Raw genomic sequence first — 14,144 nt, 5'->3', positions numbered from 1 at the left:
AAAAAGAGCGGCCATTGGCCGCTCTTTTTCATGGAGAAAGCGATGCAGAGAACCTGCTGGGCCTAGTCGCCGGTGGCAGGGATGGCGTGAGCGGATGGGGTGTGCTTCTTGGTATGGAAGAGACGCTCGAAGCGCAGGCGGATGCGGTCGAAGACAAGATAGACGACCGGGGTGGTGAACAGCGTGAGGCACTGCGAGACGATAAGGCCCCCAACAATGGTGATGCCGAGGGGCCGGCGGAGTTCGGAGCCGGTTCCAGTGCCGAGTGCAAGAGGGAGACCGCCGAGGAGTGCGGCCATGGTGGTCATCATGATGGGGCGGAAGCGGAGGAGGCAGGCTTCGTAGATGGCCTCTTCAGGCGTCTTGCCGCCTTCGCGTTCGGCGACCAGAGCGAAGTCGATCATCATGATGGCGTTCTTCTTCACGATGCCGATGAGCAGGATGATGCCGATCATGGCGATGACGGAGAGGTCCACCTTCATGAGGAGCAGAGCCACGAGTGCTCCTACGCCGGCCGAGGGCAGCGTGGAGAGGATGGTGAGGGGGTGGATGAAGCTCTCATAGAGGATCCCAAGGACGATGTAGACGGCGATGAGGGCGAGCGCGATGAGAATGGGTTCGCTGGAGAGCGAGGCCTGGAAAGCCTGGGCGGTGCCCTGGAAGCCTCCATGGATGGTTGAGGGCATCTCGATGGCGATACGACCGGCCTCGATGGCCTGGGTGGCCTGGGAGAGAGAATAGCCGGGAGTGAGGTTGAAGCTGAGGGTGGCAGCGGGCGAGAGGCCCTGGTGATTGACCTGCAGGGGAATGCGCTGCTCGACGTAATGCGTCACGGCGGAGAGAGGCACCATGGCTCCGGTGGTGCTCTTGACGAAGATCTTCTGGAGAACGGTGGGATCCTGCTGGAACTCCTGGGCTGCTTCCATGACGACGTGGTACTGGTTGAGCGGCATGTAGGTGGTGGAGACCTGGGCCTGGCCGAAGGCGTCAGACAGGGTGGCGTCGATGGTGAGGGGCGAGACGCCGAGGCGGCTGGCGGTGTCGCGATCGATGACGAGCTGAGCACGGAGGCCATTCTGCATCTGGTCGGTGGCGACGTCCTTGAGCTCAGGCATGACCATCATCTTGGCCATGAGCTTGGGAGCCCAGGTGTTGAGTTCGTCAACGGTGTCGGCGGTGAGCGAATACTGATACTGTGTGGCGGATTGGCGTCCACCGATGTTGAGCTCCTGCTGGGATTGCAGGTAGAGCTGCGCGCCGGGAATGGAGTTTACCTTGGGGCGCAGGCGCGCGAGGATGACTTCGGCGGTGTCGCCTGTCTTCTGGCGTTCCGCGTCGGGCTTGAGGAACATGAACAGGTTGGCGGTATTTGAACCGCCACCGCCGCCACCGCCGCCAGCGAAGCTCATGACGTTCATGACGGCGGGATCCTGTTTAACAATCCTGGAGAGGCGGATCATCTTGTCTTTGATGTTGTCGAAGGAAGTGTCCTGCTGGGCGCGGATCTGTCCGCCGATGCGTCCGGTGTCCTGTTGGGGAAAGAAGCCCTTGGGCACGATGGCGAAGAGGTAGATGGTGAGGAAGAAGGTCCCGATGGTGACGAGGATCATGAGGGGCTGGTGACGAAGGACCCAGCGGAGGCCGCGATCGTACTCGTCCGTGAGGAGTTGGAGCATGCGCTCGCCGAACTTGTAGATTCTCCCGTGCTTCCGTTTGGAGTGGGCCTCGAGGAACTTGGCCGAGAGCATGGGGGTCGTGGTGAGGGAGACGACGAGCGAGACGAGAATGGCAGCGGAGAGGGTGACGGCGAACTCGCGGAAGAGGCGGCCTACGATGCCACCCATGAGGAGGATGGGGATGAAGACGGCGATCAGCGAGATGGACATCGAAAGGACGGTGAAGCCGATCTCCTTGGAGCCGACCATGGCGGCTTCGAAGGGCTCAAGGCCGAGTTCGAGGTGACGGGAGATGTTCTCGATAACCACGATGGCGTCGTCGACGACGAATCCGGTGGAGATGGTGAGCGCCATCAGGGAGAGGTTGTCGAGTGAATAGCCGAGCAGGTACATGACGCCGAAGGTGCCGAGGATGGAGAGGGGCACGGAGACGGACGGGATGAGGGTAGAGCGGACCTCGCGGAGAAAGAGGAAGACGACGAGGATGACAAGGACGATCGAGATGACAAGGGTGCGGGTCACATCGGCGACCGAGGCGCGGATGGTGACAGTACGGTCGAGGGCGATCTGGAGCTTGATGGCGGGAGAGATGCTGGCGCGCAGGGTGGGCAGCATCGCGATGACGTTATCGGTGGTGGAGATGACGTTGGCGCCGGGGCTCTTGGTGACGATGATGAGGATGGCGGGGGTGCCGTTGAAGAGGCCACCCGTCTGTATATTCTCGACGGAGTCGACGACCTTGGCGACGTCGCGGATGCGCACGGTGCCACGAACGTCTCCGGAGGCGGCGGAGCCAATGGCGGCGGTCGCGTTGTTGTTGGGCAGGGGAGTGGTGTTGACGACGGAGGCGGATGCGGATGCGCTGGTGGCGCTCTGGAGGTTTGCGGGCAGGGCGCTGGAGGCTGCGGCGGTCGAGACGGGTCCACGGTTGGTGGCGATAATGAGCGGCGCGTAGGCGGCGGCTCCAAAGAGCTGGTCGGAGGTGGAGACGGAGTAGCGCTGGGTGTTGGAGGTAAGGAAGCCGGTAGGCTGAAGGACGTTCACGGAGGCGATGGCGGCGCGGAGCGCTTCGAGTCCCAGGCCATAGCTGGTGAGGAGGTTGGGGTCGGCTTCGATGCGGACGGCGGGTTTGGCGGAGCCGCCGGTGAAGGTCTGGCCGACTCCGTTGACCTGGGCGATCTTCTGCGCGAGCACCGAGTCGGACGCGTCGTAGAGCTGGGGGATGGCGAGGGTGTCGGAGGTCAGCGCAAGAATGAGGATGGGTGCGTCCGACGGATTGATCTTGCGGTAGCTGGGGTTCGAGGGCAGGTTGGCGGGAAGCTGGGAACGGGCGGCGTTGATGGCGGCCTGAACGTCGCGAGCGGCACCGTCGACGTCGCGATTCAGGTCGAACTGCATGGTGATGCTGGCGGTTCCGGAGGAGGAGACCGAGGTCATCTGGGTGATGCCGGCAATCTTGGAGAACTGGCGCTCAAGGGGGGTGGCAACGGAAGAGGCCATGGTCTCGGGGTCGCCGCCAGGGAGAGAAGCACTCACCGCGATGGTCGGGAATTCGACCTGCGGGAGCGACGCCACGGGCAAGAGCTTGTAGGCGACGCATCCGGCAAGGATGATGGCGAAGGAGAGCAGGAAGGTGGCGACGGGGCGCTTGATGAAGGGCGCGGAGAAGTGGACGCCGCCCACGTTCTCAGGGGCGTGGTCGCCGGATGCTTCGCGACGGTCTTCGGCGTTGGCGTGCTCGTCGGCGGAGGAGCGGTCGCCTCCGCGGTCCTGCACGCGGCCGGAGAGCTTGGCTAGATCGCCGGGGCGAGTGTGGTCGGTGGGGGTCTTGTCGCCGGGTTGGGGATTTTCAAAGCTCATAAGTATTAGTCGGGCCGTGCTGGTTTTTAACGGTGCGCAATGGAAACAGCCGCCTGGCTGATGAAACAACCGGCCTTTTGGGTTGCGACGACATGCTGCAGGTCGGTGCGTACAAACTCTGGGATGGGACCGAGCTGGTCGTTGATGCGGGCTGGTGTGCCGCACTCGACGGACTCTCCCACGATGCGGAAGGTGATCACGATAGGACACTGGCGGGGGCCGGAGTATTCATTGGCTCGGAGGCCCTGAACGTAGGTGAGAGAGTTCGCGCGAAGCATCTCGGGGCCGCTGATTGGAGTGGCGTCGGATACCGTGCCGTTGGTGCGGAAGGTGGTCATGAAGACGACGGTACCTTCGACATGAGCGGCCTTGGCGATGGGTGGGTAGACGAGCTTCGCGGTGTCCTGCACGGCGGTGAGGCCGCAGGATTGGGCGTTGGCGTTGCCGATGCCGAAGCTGGTGACGAGGAGGACACCGAGGCTGCGGACGAGCCCCGTCTTCGCGACCATGTTGCTGTCGCGAAGACGGGGCACCCGGATTGTCGGCATCTTCGGCATGAGCTTCAGTCTGCGGAGACGTGGTGGGGGGCGTGTTTGCCGCCGTGAGTGTGCTCGTACATCTCTTCGTCGGCTTCGGCGGTGTGGAGGTACTTGCGGCCGATGCGGTCGAAGAAGAGGTAGACGACGGGGGTAGTGAACAGTGTCAGCACCTGCGAGACGATGAGGCCGCCGACGATCGTGATGCCGAGGGGCCGGCGGAGCTCGCTTCCGGTGCCCGTGCCAAGGGCCAGCGGGACGCCGCCGAGCAGCGCGGCCATCGTGGTCATCATGATGGGACGGAAGCGCAGCAGACAAGCCTGGTAGATGGCTTCCTCAGGCTCCATGCCCTGGTCGCGCTCGGCTTCGAGGGCGAAGTCGATCATCATGATGGCGTTCTTCTTCACGATGCCGATGAGAAGGATGATGCCGATGAGCGCAATCACACTGAGGTCTACGTGGAAGAGGATGAGAGCGAGGATAGCTCCGACGCCGGCCGAGGGGAGCGTCGAGAGGATGGTGATGGGATGGATGTAGCTCTCGTACAGCACACCCAGGACGATGTAGACGACGATGAGCGCGGCGAGGATGAGGATGGGCTCGTTCGAGAGTGAGGCCTGGAAGGCTGCGGCGGCACCCTGGAACTCGGCATTGACGCTCATGGGGACGCCCAGTTTGGCCTTGGCCTTGTTGACGGCGTCGACGGCGTCGCCGATGGATTTGCCTTCGGCGGTGTTGAAGGAGATGGTCGTCGAGGGGAACTGGCCCTGGTGGTTGATGGCGAGCGAGGTCTGGCGCTCCTGGAAGGTGGTGATGGTGGAGAGCGGGACCTGTGTGCCGTTGGATGAGTGGACGTAGATGTTGTCGAGCGAGGAGGGATTACGCATGAACTGCGGTCCGACTTCGAGGACGACGTGGTACTGGTTGAGCTGGGTGAAGATAGTGGAGACCTGGCGCTGGCCGAAGGCGTCGTCGAGGGCGTCGTCGATGTTCTGGGGCGTGATGCCGAGGCGAGCGGCGGTGTCGCGGTCGATGACGAGGTGGGCCTCAAGGCCGTTGAGCTGCTGATCGCTGGCTACGTCGGTAAGTTCAGGCAGCTTCTTGAACTCTGCGACGAGCTTGTCGGTCCAAGTCGCGAGCTCGGTCGGGGAGGCGTCTTCGAGGGTGTATTGGTACTGGGTGCGGCTGACGCGATCTTCGACGGTGAGATCCTGCGAGGCCTGGAGGTAGCACTGGATACCGTCGACCTGCGCGACCTTGGGCTGTAAGCGACGGATGATTTCAGTCGCCGACTTCGAGCGCTTCTCCCGGTCGCGCAGGTTGATCTGGATGCGTCCGCTGTTCAGCGTCATGTTGGTGCCGTCGATACCGATGAAGGACGAGATGCTCTCGACGTCGGGGTCTTCGAGGATGATGTTGGCGAGCTCCTGCTGACGCGAACTCATGGAGGCAAAGCTGATGGACTGAGGAGCTTCCGTGATGCCGAGGAGGACGCCAGTGTCCTGCACTGGGAAGAAGCCCTTGGGGACGATGATGTAGAGGAAGACGGTGAGAGCGAACGTGGCGGCGGTGACAATGAGGGTCGCGACCTGGTGACGGAGCACGAACTTGACGCCACGTCCGTAACGGGCGATGACGTTCTCGAAGAAGCGCTCCGACACACGGTAGAACCTGGTCTGCTGGTCGTCGGGGGTGTGCTTCAGGAGCTTGGCGGCCATCATCGGCGTGAGCGAGAGGGAGACCACGGCTGACACAAGGATGGTGACCGAAAGGGTGACGGCGAACTCGCGGAAGAGGCGTCCGACGATATCTCCCATGAAGAGCAGGGGGATGAGCACTGCGATCAGCGAGACGGTGAGCGAGAGGATCGTGAATCCGATCTGCTCCGAGCCCTTGAGGGCCGCGGTGAGGGGATCGTCGCCTTCTTCAAGGTAACGCGAGATGTTCTCGACCATGACGATGGCATCGTCGACGACGAAGCCGGTGGAGATGGTGAGCGCCATGAGGGAGAGGTTGTTGAGCGAGTAGCCCAGCAGGTACATGATGCCGAAGGTGCCGACGATGGAGAGCGGCACGGCGACGGCAGGGATGACCGTCGCGGCGATAGACCTGAGGAACAGGAAGATGACCATGACGACGAGCGCGATGGTGAGGACGAGTTCGAACTGCACGTCTGCGACCGAGGCCCGGATGGTATTGGTGCGGTCGGTGAGGACCTCAAGATCGACGGAGGCGGGAAGAGTTCCGCGGAGCTGCGGAAGGATCTTCTGAACCTCGTCGACGACGCCGATGATGTTGGCGCCGGGCTGGCGTTGGATATTGACGATGACGGCGGGTTTGAGAATCGCCTCTTTGGCGGGGGTGGTCTTGGTCGCGGGGGAGGCTGAGGTGCCCATCCAGGCGGCCTGGTAGAGATTCTCGGCGGAATCGATGGAGTTGGCTACGTCGGAGAGGCGAACGGGTGAGCCGTTCTTGTAGGCGATGATGACCTGGGCGTAGTCCTTCGAGGAGAGAAGCTGATCGTTGGCGCCGATTGTGTAGGACTGCCGGGCACCGGAGATCGATCCCTTCGCTTGGTCGACGTTGGCGGAGGCGAGGGCCGTGCGCAGATCTTCGAGGGAGAGTCCGTAGCCGGCGAGCGCGGTGGGGTTGGCCTGGACGCGGACTGCGGGCTTCTGGCCTCCGGCGATGGAGACGAGACCGACGCCGGAGAGCTGCGAGATCTTCTGGGCAAGGATGGTGTCGGCCAGATCCTCGACCTTGGAGAGTGGAATGGAGTCGCTGGTGAGCGACAACGTCATGATGGGCGCGTCAGCCGGGTTGACCTTGGAGTAGACGGGCGGGTTGGGGAGATCTTTGGGCAGGAAGGTGTAACCCGCGTTGATGGCGGCCTGAACGTCCTGCTGGGCAACGTCGATGGATTCGGAGAGAGAGAACTGAAGGGTGATGACGGAACCGCCGCCGGAGCTGGTGGAGGTCATCTGGCTCAAGCCGGGGATCTGGCCGAACTGGCGCTCCAGCGGGCTGGTGACGGAGGAGGACATCACCTCCGGGCTGGCACCGGGGTAGAAGGTAAGGACCTGGATGGTGGGGTAATCCACCTGAGGCAGAGCCGATACGGGCAACTGCTGGTAGGCGACCGCGCCGGCAAGCAAAATGGCCACCATCAAAAGCGAGGTGGCCACCGGCCGGAGGATAAATGGCCGTGAAGGGCTCATTGGTTCCGTCCTGTCGAGCCGGTGGCTCCGTTTGCATGTTGCTTATGTCTGCCTGGAACCCCGTCGTCGGGAAGTCCGGTGTCGAGCCCCTTCCTGGTGCCGGAGGGCGAGGTGGGTGCCGGTGCGCCGTTGGTTCCTCCCTTGGTGCCACCGTTGCCGGCACCAGGTGCACCGCCGGCGGCGCGGGTGGAGTTCTGGGTGGGGACGACGCGGCTGTTGGGCTTCAGCTTCTCCTGGCCGTCGATGACGACAAGGTCGCCGGCTTGGACAGCACCGGGTGCAAGGATGTCGTTCGAGCCCTGGGTCAGATCGACCTTGACGGGAACCTGGGTGACGTAGTGCGGAGGACCGGAAGGACGGCCGTTTGCTCCCGCTGCGCTGGTTCCTGCTGTGGCACCGCTTGCGTCGGTGGCCCCGCCTTCGGACGCTGCGGCATGGGTGCGTTTGCCGCCGGATGCCCCGGCTGGGGCGTCCGGATCGGCAGGTGGATTGCCCTCGCGGACGACGTAGACGAAGTTGCCGTTGGTCGCGGTCTGTACCGCGGCGGAGGGGACGACGATGGCGTCCTGGCGCTGCTCGAGGACGAGACGGACGTTCACGAACTGGTTGGGGAAGAGGGCATTGTCGACGTTGGGGAAGACGGCCTTGACCTTGGCGGTGCCAGTGGTGGTGTCGATCGTGTTGTCGACGGTGAGGAGGGTACCGGTGGCGAGGTGTTGGGTCTCGGAGCGGTCATACGCTTCGACCGTGAGCTTGGAGCCGCCGCGGATGAGCTTCATGACCTGTGGGAGCTGATCTTCGGGCAAGGTAAAGATGACGGCAATGGGCTGGACCTGAGTCACGAGCAGCAGGCCTGTCGTGTCGGAGGCATGCACGATGTTGCCCGGATCGACCGTACGCAGGCCGACGATGCCCGAGATGGGTGAGGTGATGCGGGTGTAGACAACGTTGACCTTGGCGGCCTGGATAGCGGCTTCGTCGGCCTGGATGGATCCGGTGGCCTGTCCGGAGTTCGAGACCTGGGCCTGCTGGCTCTCCTTGGAGATGACGCCGGCCTGGTACAGGGCGGTGTAGCGCGCGGCTTCGGCGGTCATGTTAGCGGCGTTGGCCTTGTCTTTGGTGAGCTGGCCTTCTGCCTGGGCGACGGCGGCCTGGTAGGGGCGGGGGTCGATCTGGGCGAGGAGCTGTCCCTGCTTGACGGCCTGTCCTTCACGGACATTGACGGAGAGGAGCTGGCCGTCAACGCGGCTCTTGATGGTGACGGAGTTGTAGGCCGTTACGGTTCCGAGTGCGGTGAGGTAGACGGGTACGGTGCGCTGGACGACTGGCTGGACGAGCACGGGCGTAGGACCACCGCCGGCTCCGCCACCGCGAGCGCCGGGCTGCGGCGCAGCAGCGGTCTCCGCGCGATTCTTCTGGATCTTCCAGATGGCCCCGCCGATCGCGGCGGCGATGACGAGGACGATGATGATCTTGCGCATCGGGCCGGACTTCTTACCCTCGGGCTCGCCTGTGGAGGCGGGCAGGGCGTGGCCGGGTCCGCTTCCACCGGGTGCTGGCAGTGCCGCAACGGGGTCGTGGTACTGTGGGCTCGAGCTGGCGTGAGACTTAGGCTGATCAGACGGCACGGTCGGTCCTGGCATCGCTGCAGTTCACCATTTTCTTTCTTTGCTTCTTTGGGAATATCCCCAAGGAGGGCTCGAAGGGGGCATGAATCTTCACTCGGAAGTCCCAGAATAAATAATAATGACGTTGGACCACCGGCGATTGTTTCCGAGTTGAAGCTATCTTACCGATTATCGACCACTTACGGTCTCCGCCGGTTGGGGGATCAAGAGCTTCCCCCGCCAGATAAACCCCAATTCGACCTTCCTTTGGGCGTTCGAAGAGGGGGCAGAATCTCCGATGTTGCTGAAATTCCTGGAGCAGGGGACCAAAGTCCGCGCCCAGCGAAGGAGCCAGACTTTATGAGTACGATCGCACAGCCTGTCTACACGCTTCCGAACGACCCCTTGCCGCCCGGAATACCGCTGTGCGTGGACCTGGATGGCACGCTGGTGAAGTCGGATACGCTGCTGGATTCCGTGATTGTGCTGACGCGCCAGCGTCCGGCGGAGCTGCTGAAGTTTCCGAAGTGGCTGACCGAAGGTAAGGCCGCGTTCAAGCGGCATATCACGTCGACGGTCGAGCTGGATGTGGTGCATCTTCCCTATAACCGGCATCTTTTGCAGTATCTGGAGAAGCAGAAGGCGGAGGGCCGGGAGATCTATCTCGCGACCGGCGCCGACGCTCCGTTGGCCCAGAGGGTGGCCGACCATCTTGGGCTGTTTGCCGGGGTCTTGGCCTCCGATGGGACGATGAATCTGATCGGAAAGAACAAGCTGGCCGCCTTCCAAGATAAATTTGGCAACAATTTTTGCTATATCGGTAATGCGCACCCGGATGTAGCGCTGCTGGCAAACTGCCTGGAGCCGATGGTCGCGAATCCACATGGGAGCCTGACTTCGGCGCTCAAGTCGAAGAAGATTGCCCCGTCGGCGACGTTTACGGACAAGGCAAGCACACTGAAGGCATGGCTGAAAGCGATCCGGCTGCACCAATGGGCGAAGAATACGCTGATCTTTCTGCCCCTGGTGCTGGCGCATGACCACTCGGCGGCGCTTGTACTGGCCGCGGCGATCGCGTTTCTTTCGTTCGGGCTGTGCGCTTCGGCGACGTATATTGTGAACGATCTGCTGGATCTGGAGGCGGACCGGAAGCATATTTCGAAGAGGCGCAGGCCGTTCGCGGCAGGGGATCTATCGCCTCTGGCGGGCGCGGTTGTGATCGTGGGCTTCCTGCTGGCCTCGCTGGTGCTCGCATTGGCCCTGCCGAAGATCATTGTGGCGATCTCCCCCGGAGAGGCGCTTCCCCGGCCCTACCAGTTCCTGCAGTGGATGGGGATCTATCTTGTTTCGACACTGTCGTACTCGCTGTACCTGAAGCGTCGGGTTCTGGTGGACGTGATTGTGCTGGCGCTGCTCTATACGGTGAGAATTATCGCTGGATCGGCGGCGACGGGAGTCGCGGTTTCGACTTGGCTGGCCGGGTTCAGCATCTTCTTCTTCCTGTCGCTGGCTTTCGTGAAGAGGTTCGCAGAGCTGGAGAGCCTGCTGGCGCGGAACAAGATTCCGGCCAATGGACGCGGATACCATACGACGGATATCGAGCAGTTGCGGAGCTTCGGGACGGCCAGCGCCTATGCATCTGTCGTCGTGCTGACGCTGTATATCTCCGATCTGGCTGGGTCGGCGCATCTGTACCGGCACTCCGTGCGACTCTGGCTGCTGGTGCCGATTCTTCTGTTGTGGCTGAGCCAGCTCTGGCTGCTGGCGAGCCGGGGCGACCTGCACGAGGACCCAGTCGTATATGCCATTACAGATAGGAAGTCACTGGCTCTGGGCGTGCTGGTCATTGGAGTAGTTTTGCTGGCCCTGTAATCATCTTCAATTTTCGCCATGTGTTCGCTTACAATCGGAAGCATGGAATCTCTGCCGCCCGCGCGCAAGATCGTGCATGTGGATATGGACGCCTTCTATGCTTCGGTGGAGCAGAGAGACGACCCCTCGTTACGGGGCAGGCCGGTGGTGGTGGCCTGGAAGGGGCGGCGGTCCGTGGTGTGCGCGGCTTCGTACGAGGCCAGGCGCTTTGGGGTGAGATCGGCAATGCCGACGATTACGGCGGAACGAATGTGTCCGGAGGCGGTGTTTATCCCTCCGGACTTCGCTCGTTATAAGGCTGTTTCGCGCGCGGTACGGGAGATCTTTTCGCGCCACACGGATCTCATTGAGCCGCTCTCCCTGGATGAGGCCTATCTGGACGTCACGGAGAATAAGACCGGGTTGCCGACCGCGACGAAGGTGGCGAAGGCAATTCGGCAGGCGATTCGCGAGGAGCTCTCGCTGACGGCTTCGGCGGGTGTGGCTCCGAATAAATTTCTGGCCAAGATCGCGTCGGACTGGAGAAAGCCGGATGGGCTGTTTGTGATTCAGCCCTGCGATTTCGATACGTTTCTTCCGCCGTTGCCGGTGGGGAGGATTCCCGGGGTGGGTAAGGTCACGGAGGCGCGGCTGAAGCAGGTGGGGATCGCGACGGTGGGCGATCTGCGATGCGTTGGCCTGGCGGCGCTGGAGGGGCATTTTGGGAGGTACGGACAGCGTCTGCATGAACTGGCGCAGGGAATCGACCGAAGCCCGGTGGTGCCGGACCGGCCTGCCAAGTCTATTTCGGCGGAGGACACCTTTGAGACCGACATTCTGCTGGGAGAGATGGAAGAATTGATCCGCAAACTGGCGGAGAAGGTCTGGAACGCCTCACGGAGGGAGACGCGGGTAGGACGAACCGTGGTGTTGAAGCTGAAGACAAGCGAGTTCAATGTGCACACGCGCAGTATGACGCCTCTGGCTCCGCCGGCGTCGTGCGAAGAACTGACCGCGATCGCGCTGGCGCTGCGGGGGAGGATCGACCTGGGGCCAGGACAGAAGTTCCGGCTGGTGGGGGTTGGGTTGAGCAATTTGACGCACATAGAGCCGGGGGCGTCGCCTTTGTTCGAGGACGCGGCGTTGGCGGGGTAAACTGGAAGGCGATGATGAGCGACCCAATACCTGCATTGTCCGACTACTCCGCTGCCTCGCTGGTAACCTTCTTTGGCAACCTGACCTCCGCGTTTGAGGCTGACCTTCGCGCTGTCACCACCAAGGATGAGCTTGAGGCTCTCCGGGTGAAGTGGATGGGGCGCAAGCAGGGGCTGATGAACGAGATCGGCGAGGTGCTGAAGGCCGCTCCGGCGGAAGCGCGACGCGATGTCGGGATGCAGTTCAACACATTCAAAAAGAGCGTCGATGCCGGGCTGGCCGCGGAGCTGAAGACGGAAACGGCTGCACCCGTGGTGCGCGGGATCGACATGACGCTGCCAGGTACGGCGCACCAGCCGGGGATCGAGCATCCTCTGCTGAAGACCATGCACGAGATCGTGCGGGTGTTCCATCATCTGGGGTTCTCGACTGAGACCGGGCCGCAGGTGGAGAGCGATTTCTATAACTTCGAGGCGCTGAACTTCCCGCCAAACCATCCGGCGCGCGATACGCAGGACACGCTCGTGATCGCGGCGCAGCAGGGGCGTCCCTCGCGGGACAGGCTGCTGATGCGGACGCATACGTCGCCCGTGCAGATCCGGACGATGGTGGCGCAGCAGCCTCCGCTGCGGATCGTGATCCCGGGCAAGGTGCATCGCAATGATGCGGCCGACGCGACGCATTCGCCGATCTTCCACCAGGTGGAGGGTCTGTGCGTGGATACGAATATTACGTTCTCCGACCTGAAGGGGACGCTGGACCATGCGATGAAGGCGTTGTTCGGCTCGTCGGTGAAGACGCGGTTCTTCCCTTCGTTCTTTCCGTTTACGGAGCCCTCGGCGGATGTGCAGATTTCGTGCCCGTTCTGCGCGGGCAAGGGATGCCGGAAGTGCAAGCATTCCGGATGGATCGAGCTGCTGGGATGCGGCATGGTCGATCCGGCGGTGTTCGCTTCGGTGGACGAGAGGCGCCTCGCGGAGGGTAAGGCGGCGGCATATGATCCGGCTCACATTACCGGGTTTGCGTTTGGTATGGGCGTCGAGCGGATCGCGATGATCCAGCATGGGATCTCGGATATCGGGCACTTCTATTCGGGGGATATGCGGTTCCTAGAGCAGTTTGCCTAGCCAGGCCGCTCGCTGCGTGGCGTGTGATTGCTTCGCCGGGCTCTCCCGTGGCCTGCGTCCAAGTTATGGATAGGGGTGGAGAGAATGACTCGAATGAGTCAAGACGCGTTCACCAGGACGCGATAAAGTGGGTCAACGCTCAAAATCCACCGAAGAGAGAACGACCATGCCACTCCCCAGCGACGAAAAAATCCTTGCCCTTTCGAATGACCTGATCGCCCAGTTTCAGCAGATCTTCGGAGCTTATCCCGGGGTTCGGCCTGCTCATGCCAAGGGCGTGATGCTGACGGGTACGTTTACCCCCACGGCTGCTGCGGCCGGGCTGAGCAAGGCTCCACACTTTGCGGCGGAGACGCCGGTCACGGCGCGGTTCTCGAACTCGACAGGCCTTCCGTTGATTCCGGATAACGATCCAAACTCCAACCCCAAGGGGCTGGCAGTGCGCTTCAACCTGGGGGAGCATGTACACACCGATATCGTGGCGCACTCAACCGATGGGTTTCCGACGCGGACGGGGCAGGAGTTTCTGGACTTCCTGCGGGCGGTAGCTGCCTCGGCTCCGGGAACACCTTCCCCTACGCCGATCGAGCAGTTCCTCGGCGGTCATCCGGCGGCGCTGGCGTTTGTGCAGGCTCCGAAGCCGTTTCCGGTGAGCTTTGGGACGGATACGTACTTTGGCGTGACGGCGATGCAGTTCACGAACGCCGACGGCAAGATTCAGTTCGGACGGTACCGGATTCTGCCGGTGGCAGGGAACGAGTACCTCGACGACGAGGCAGCCAAGGCCAAGGGTGCAGACTACCTGGTCGACGAGATTGGGACGCGCGTGGCATCGGGTCCGGTCACGCTGAAGGTATATGCGCAGTTGGCAGCCGCAGGCGACGTGGTGGACGACGCGACGATTCACTGGCCGGAGGATCGTGAGTTGCGGGAGCTGGGAACGATCTCGTTGACGGCGATGGTTGCGGATACCCCGGGTGAGCAGAAGCACATCATCTTCGATCCGATTCCGCGGGTGGAAGGAATCGAGCCTTCGGAGGATCCTCTGCTGGAGCTGCGGGCGGCGGTGTATCTCATCAGCGGGCGGAAGCGGCGTTCGGCGTGAGTCATTCCT

8 protein-coding genes are annotated in these 14,144 nt (G+C 62.5%); 4 read left to right on the top strand and 4 right to left on the bottom strand.

Annotated features, from left to right (window positions below; genetic code table 11):
• Positions 1-62: 62 nt before the first annotated feature.
• Genes BM400_RS00975 through BM400_RS00960 form a run of 4 tightly spaced genes read right to left on the bottom strand, consistent with a single transcriptional unit; the run spans position 63 to position 8,933 of the window.
• On the bottom strand, positions 63-3,536 hold the full coding sequence (locus BM400_RS00975; RefSeq protein ID WP_089835782.1) for an efflux RND transporter permease subunit: 3,474 nt from the start codon (positions 3,534-3,536) through the stop codon (positions 63-65).
• A 26-nt stretch (positions 3,537-3,562) separates the two neighbouring features.
• Positions 3,563-4,093 carry an energy transducer TonB gene (locus BM400_RS00970; RefSeq protein WP_089835780.1) on the bottom strand — a complete coding sequence of 177 codons (531 nt, stop codon included), beginning with the start codon at positions 4,091-4,093 and terminating at the stop codon, positions 3,563-3,565.
• A 5-nt stretch (positions 4,094-4,098) separates the two neighbouring features.
• Entirely contained in the window at positions 4,099-7,290 is a 3,192-nt protein-coding gene (locus BM400_RS00965) for a multidrug efflux RND transporter permease subunit (RefSeq protein ID WP_089835778.1), read from the bottom strand.
• On the bottom strand, positions 7,287-8,933 hold the full coding sequence (locus BM400_RS00960) for an efflux RND transporter periplasmic adaptor subunit (RefSeq protein WP_175528803.1): 1,647 nt from the start codon (positions 8,931-8,933) through the stop codon (positions 7,287-7,289). The genes BM400_RS00965 and BM400_RS00960 overlap by 4 nt, the downstream gene beginning before the upstream one ends.
• A 324-nt stretch (positions 8,934-9,257) precedes the next feature.
• Between BM400_RS00960 and BM400_RS00955 the strand changes: the two genes are divergently transcribed.
• From BM400_RS00955 to BM400_RS00940, 4 genes are all read left to right on the top strand, one after another.
• The gene (locus BM400_RS00955) at positions 9,258-10,769 is read left to right on the top strand and encodes a UbiA family prenyltransferase (protein ID WP_089835774.1); all 1,512 of its coding nucleotides are present in this window, start codon (positions 9,258-9,260) and stop codon (positions 10,767-10,769) included.
• 42 nt (positions 10,770-10,811) lie between these two features.
• Positions 10,812-11,903, top strand: coding sequence for a DNA polymerase IV (dinB, locus tag BM400_RS00950; protein WP_089835772.1), 1,092 nt, complete (start codon positions 10,812-10,814; stop codon positions 11,901-11,903).
• Positions 11,904-11,917: 14 nt separating this feature from the next.
• Positions 11,918-13,030, top strand: coding sequence for a phenylalanine--tRNA ligase subunit alpha (gene pheS / locus BM400_RS00945; RefSeq protein WP_089841340.1), 1,113 nt, complete (start codon positions 11,918-11,920; stop codon positions 13,028-13,030).
• A 166-nt stretch (positions 13,031-13,196) separates the two neighbouring features.
• Complete coding sequence (locus BM400_RS00940; protein WP_089835770.1) at positions 13,197-14,135, top strand: catalase family peroxidase; 939 nt, start codon at positions 13,197-13,199, stop codon at positions 14,133-14,135.
• The last annotated feature ends 9 nt before the right edge of the window (positions 14,136-14,144 follow it).

Source organism: Granulicella pectinivorans (assembly GCF_900114625.1).
In the GTDB taxonomy this organism is placed as follows: Bacteria; Acidobacteriota; Terriglobia; order Terriglobales; family Acidobacteriaceae; genus Edaphobacter; species Edaphobacter pectinivorans.
This window is presented reverse-complemented; position numbering and strand designations above follow the sequence as displayed.

Bases quoted from the DNA above. Each gene is read 5' to 3' on its own strand.
- BM400_RS00975 (WP_089835782.1), bottom strand. From the start codon at position 3,536: ATGAGCTTTGAAAATCCCCAACCCGGCGACAAGACCCCCACCGACCAC.
- BM400_RS00970 (WP_089835780.1), bottom strand. From the start codon at position 4,093: ATGCCGAAGATGCCGACAATCCGGGTGCCCCGTCTTCGCGACAGCAAC.
- BM400_RS00965 (WP_089835778.1), bottom strand. From the start codon at position 7,290: ATGAGCCCTTCACGGCCATTTATCCTCCGGCCGGTGGCCACCTCGCTT.
- BM400_RS00960 (WP_175528803.1), bottom strand. From the start codon at position 8,933: ATGCCAGGACCGACCGTGCCGTCTGATCAGCCTAAGTCTCACGCCAGC.
- BM400_RS00955 (WP_089835774.1), top strand. From the start codon at position 9,258: ATGAGTACGATCGCACAGCCTGTCTACACGCTTCCGAACGACCCCTTG.
- dinB (WP_089835772.1), top strand. From the start codon at position 10,812: ATGGAATCTCTGCCGCCCGCGCGCAAGATCGTGCATGTGGATATGGAC.
- pheS (WP_089841340.1), top strand. From the start codon at position 11,918: ATGAGCGACCCAATACCTGCATTGTCCGACTACTCCGCTGCCTCGCTG.
- BM400_RS00940 (WP_089835770.1), top strand. From the start codon at position 13,197: ATGCCACTCCCCAGCGACGAAAAAATCCTTGCCCTTTCGAATGACCTG.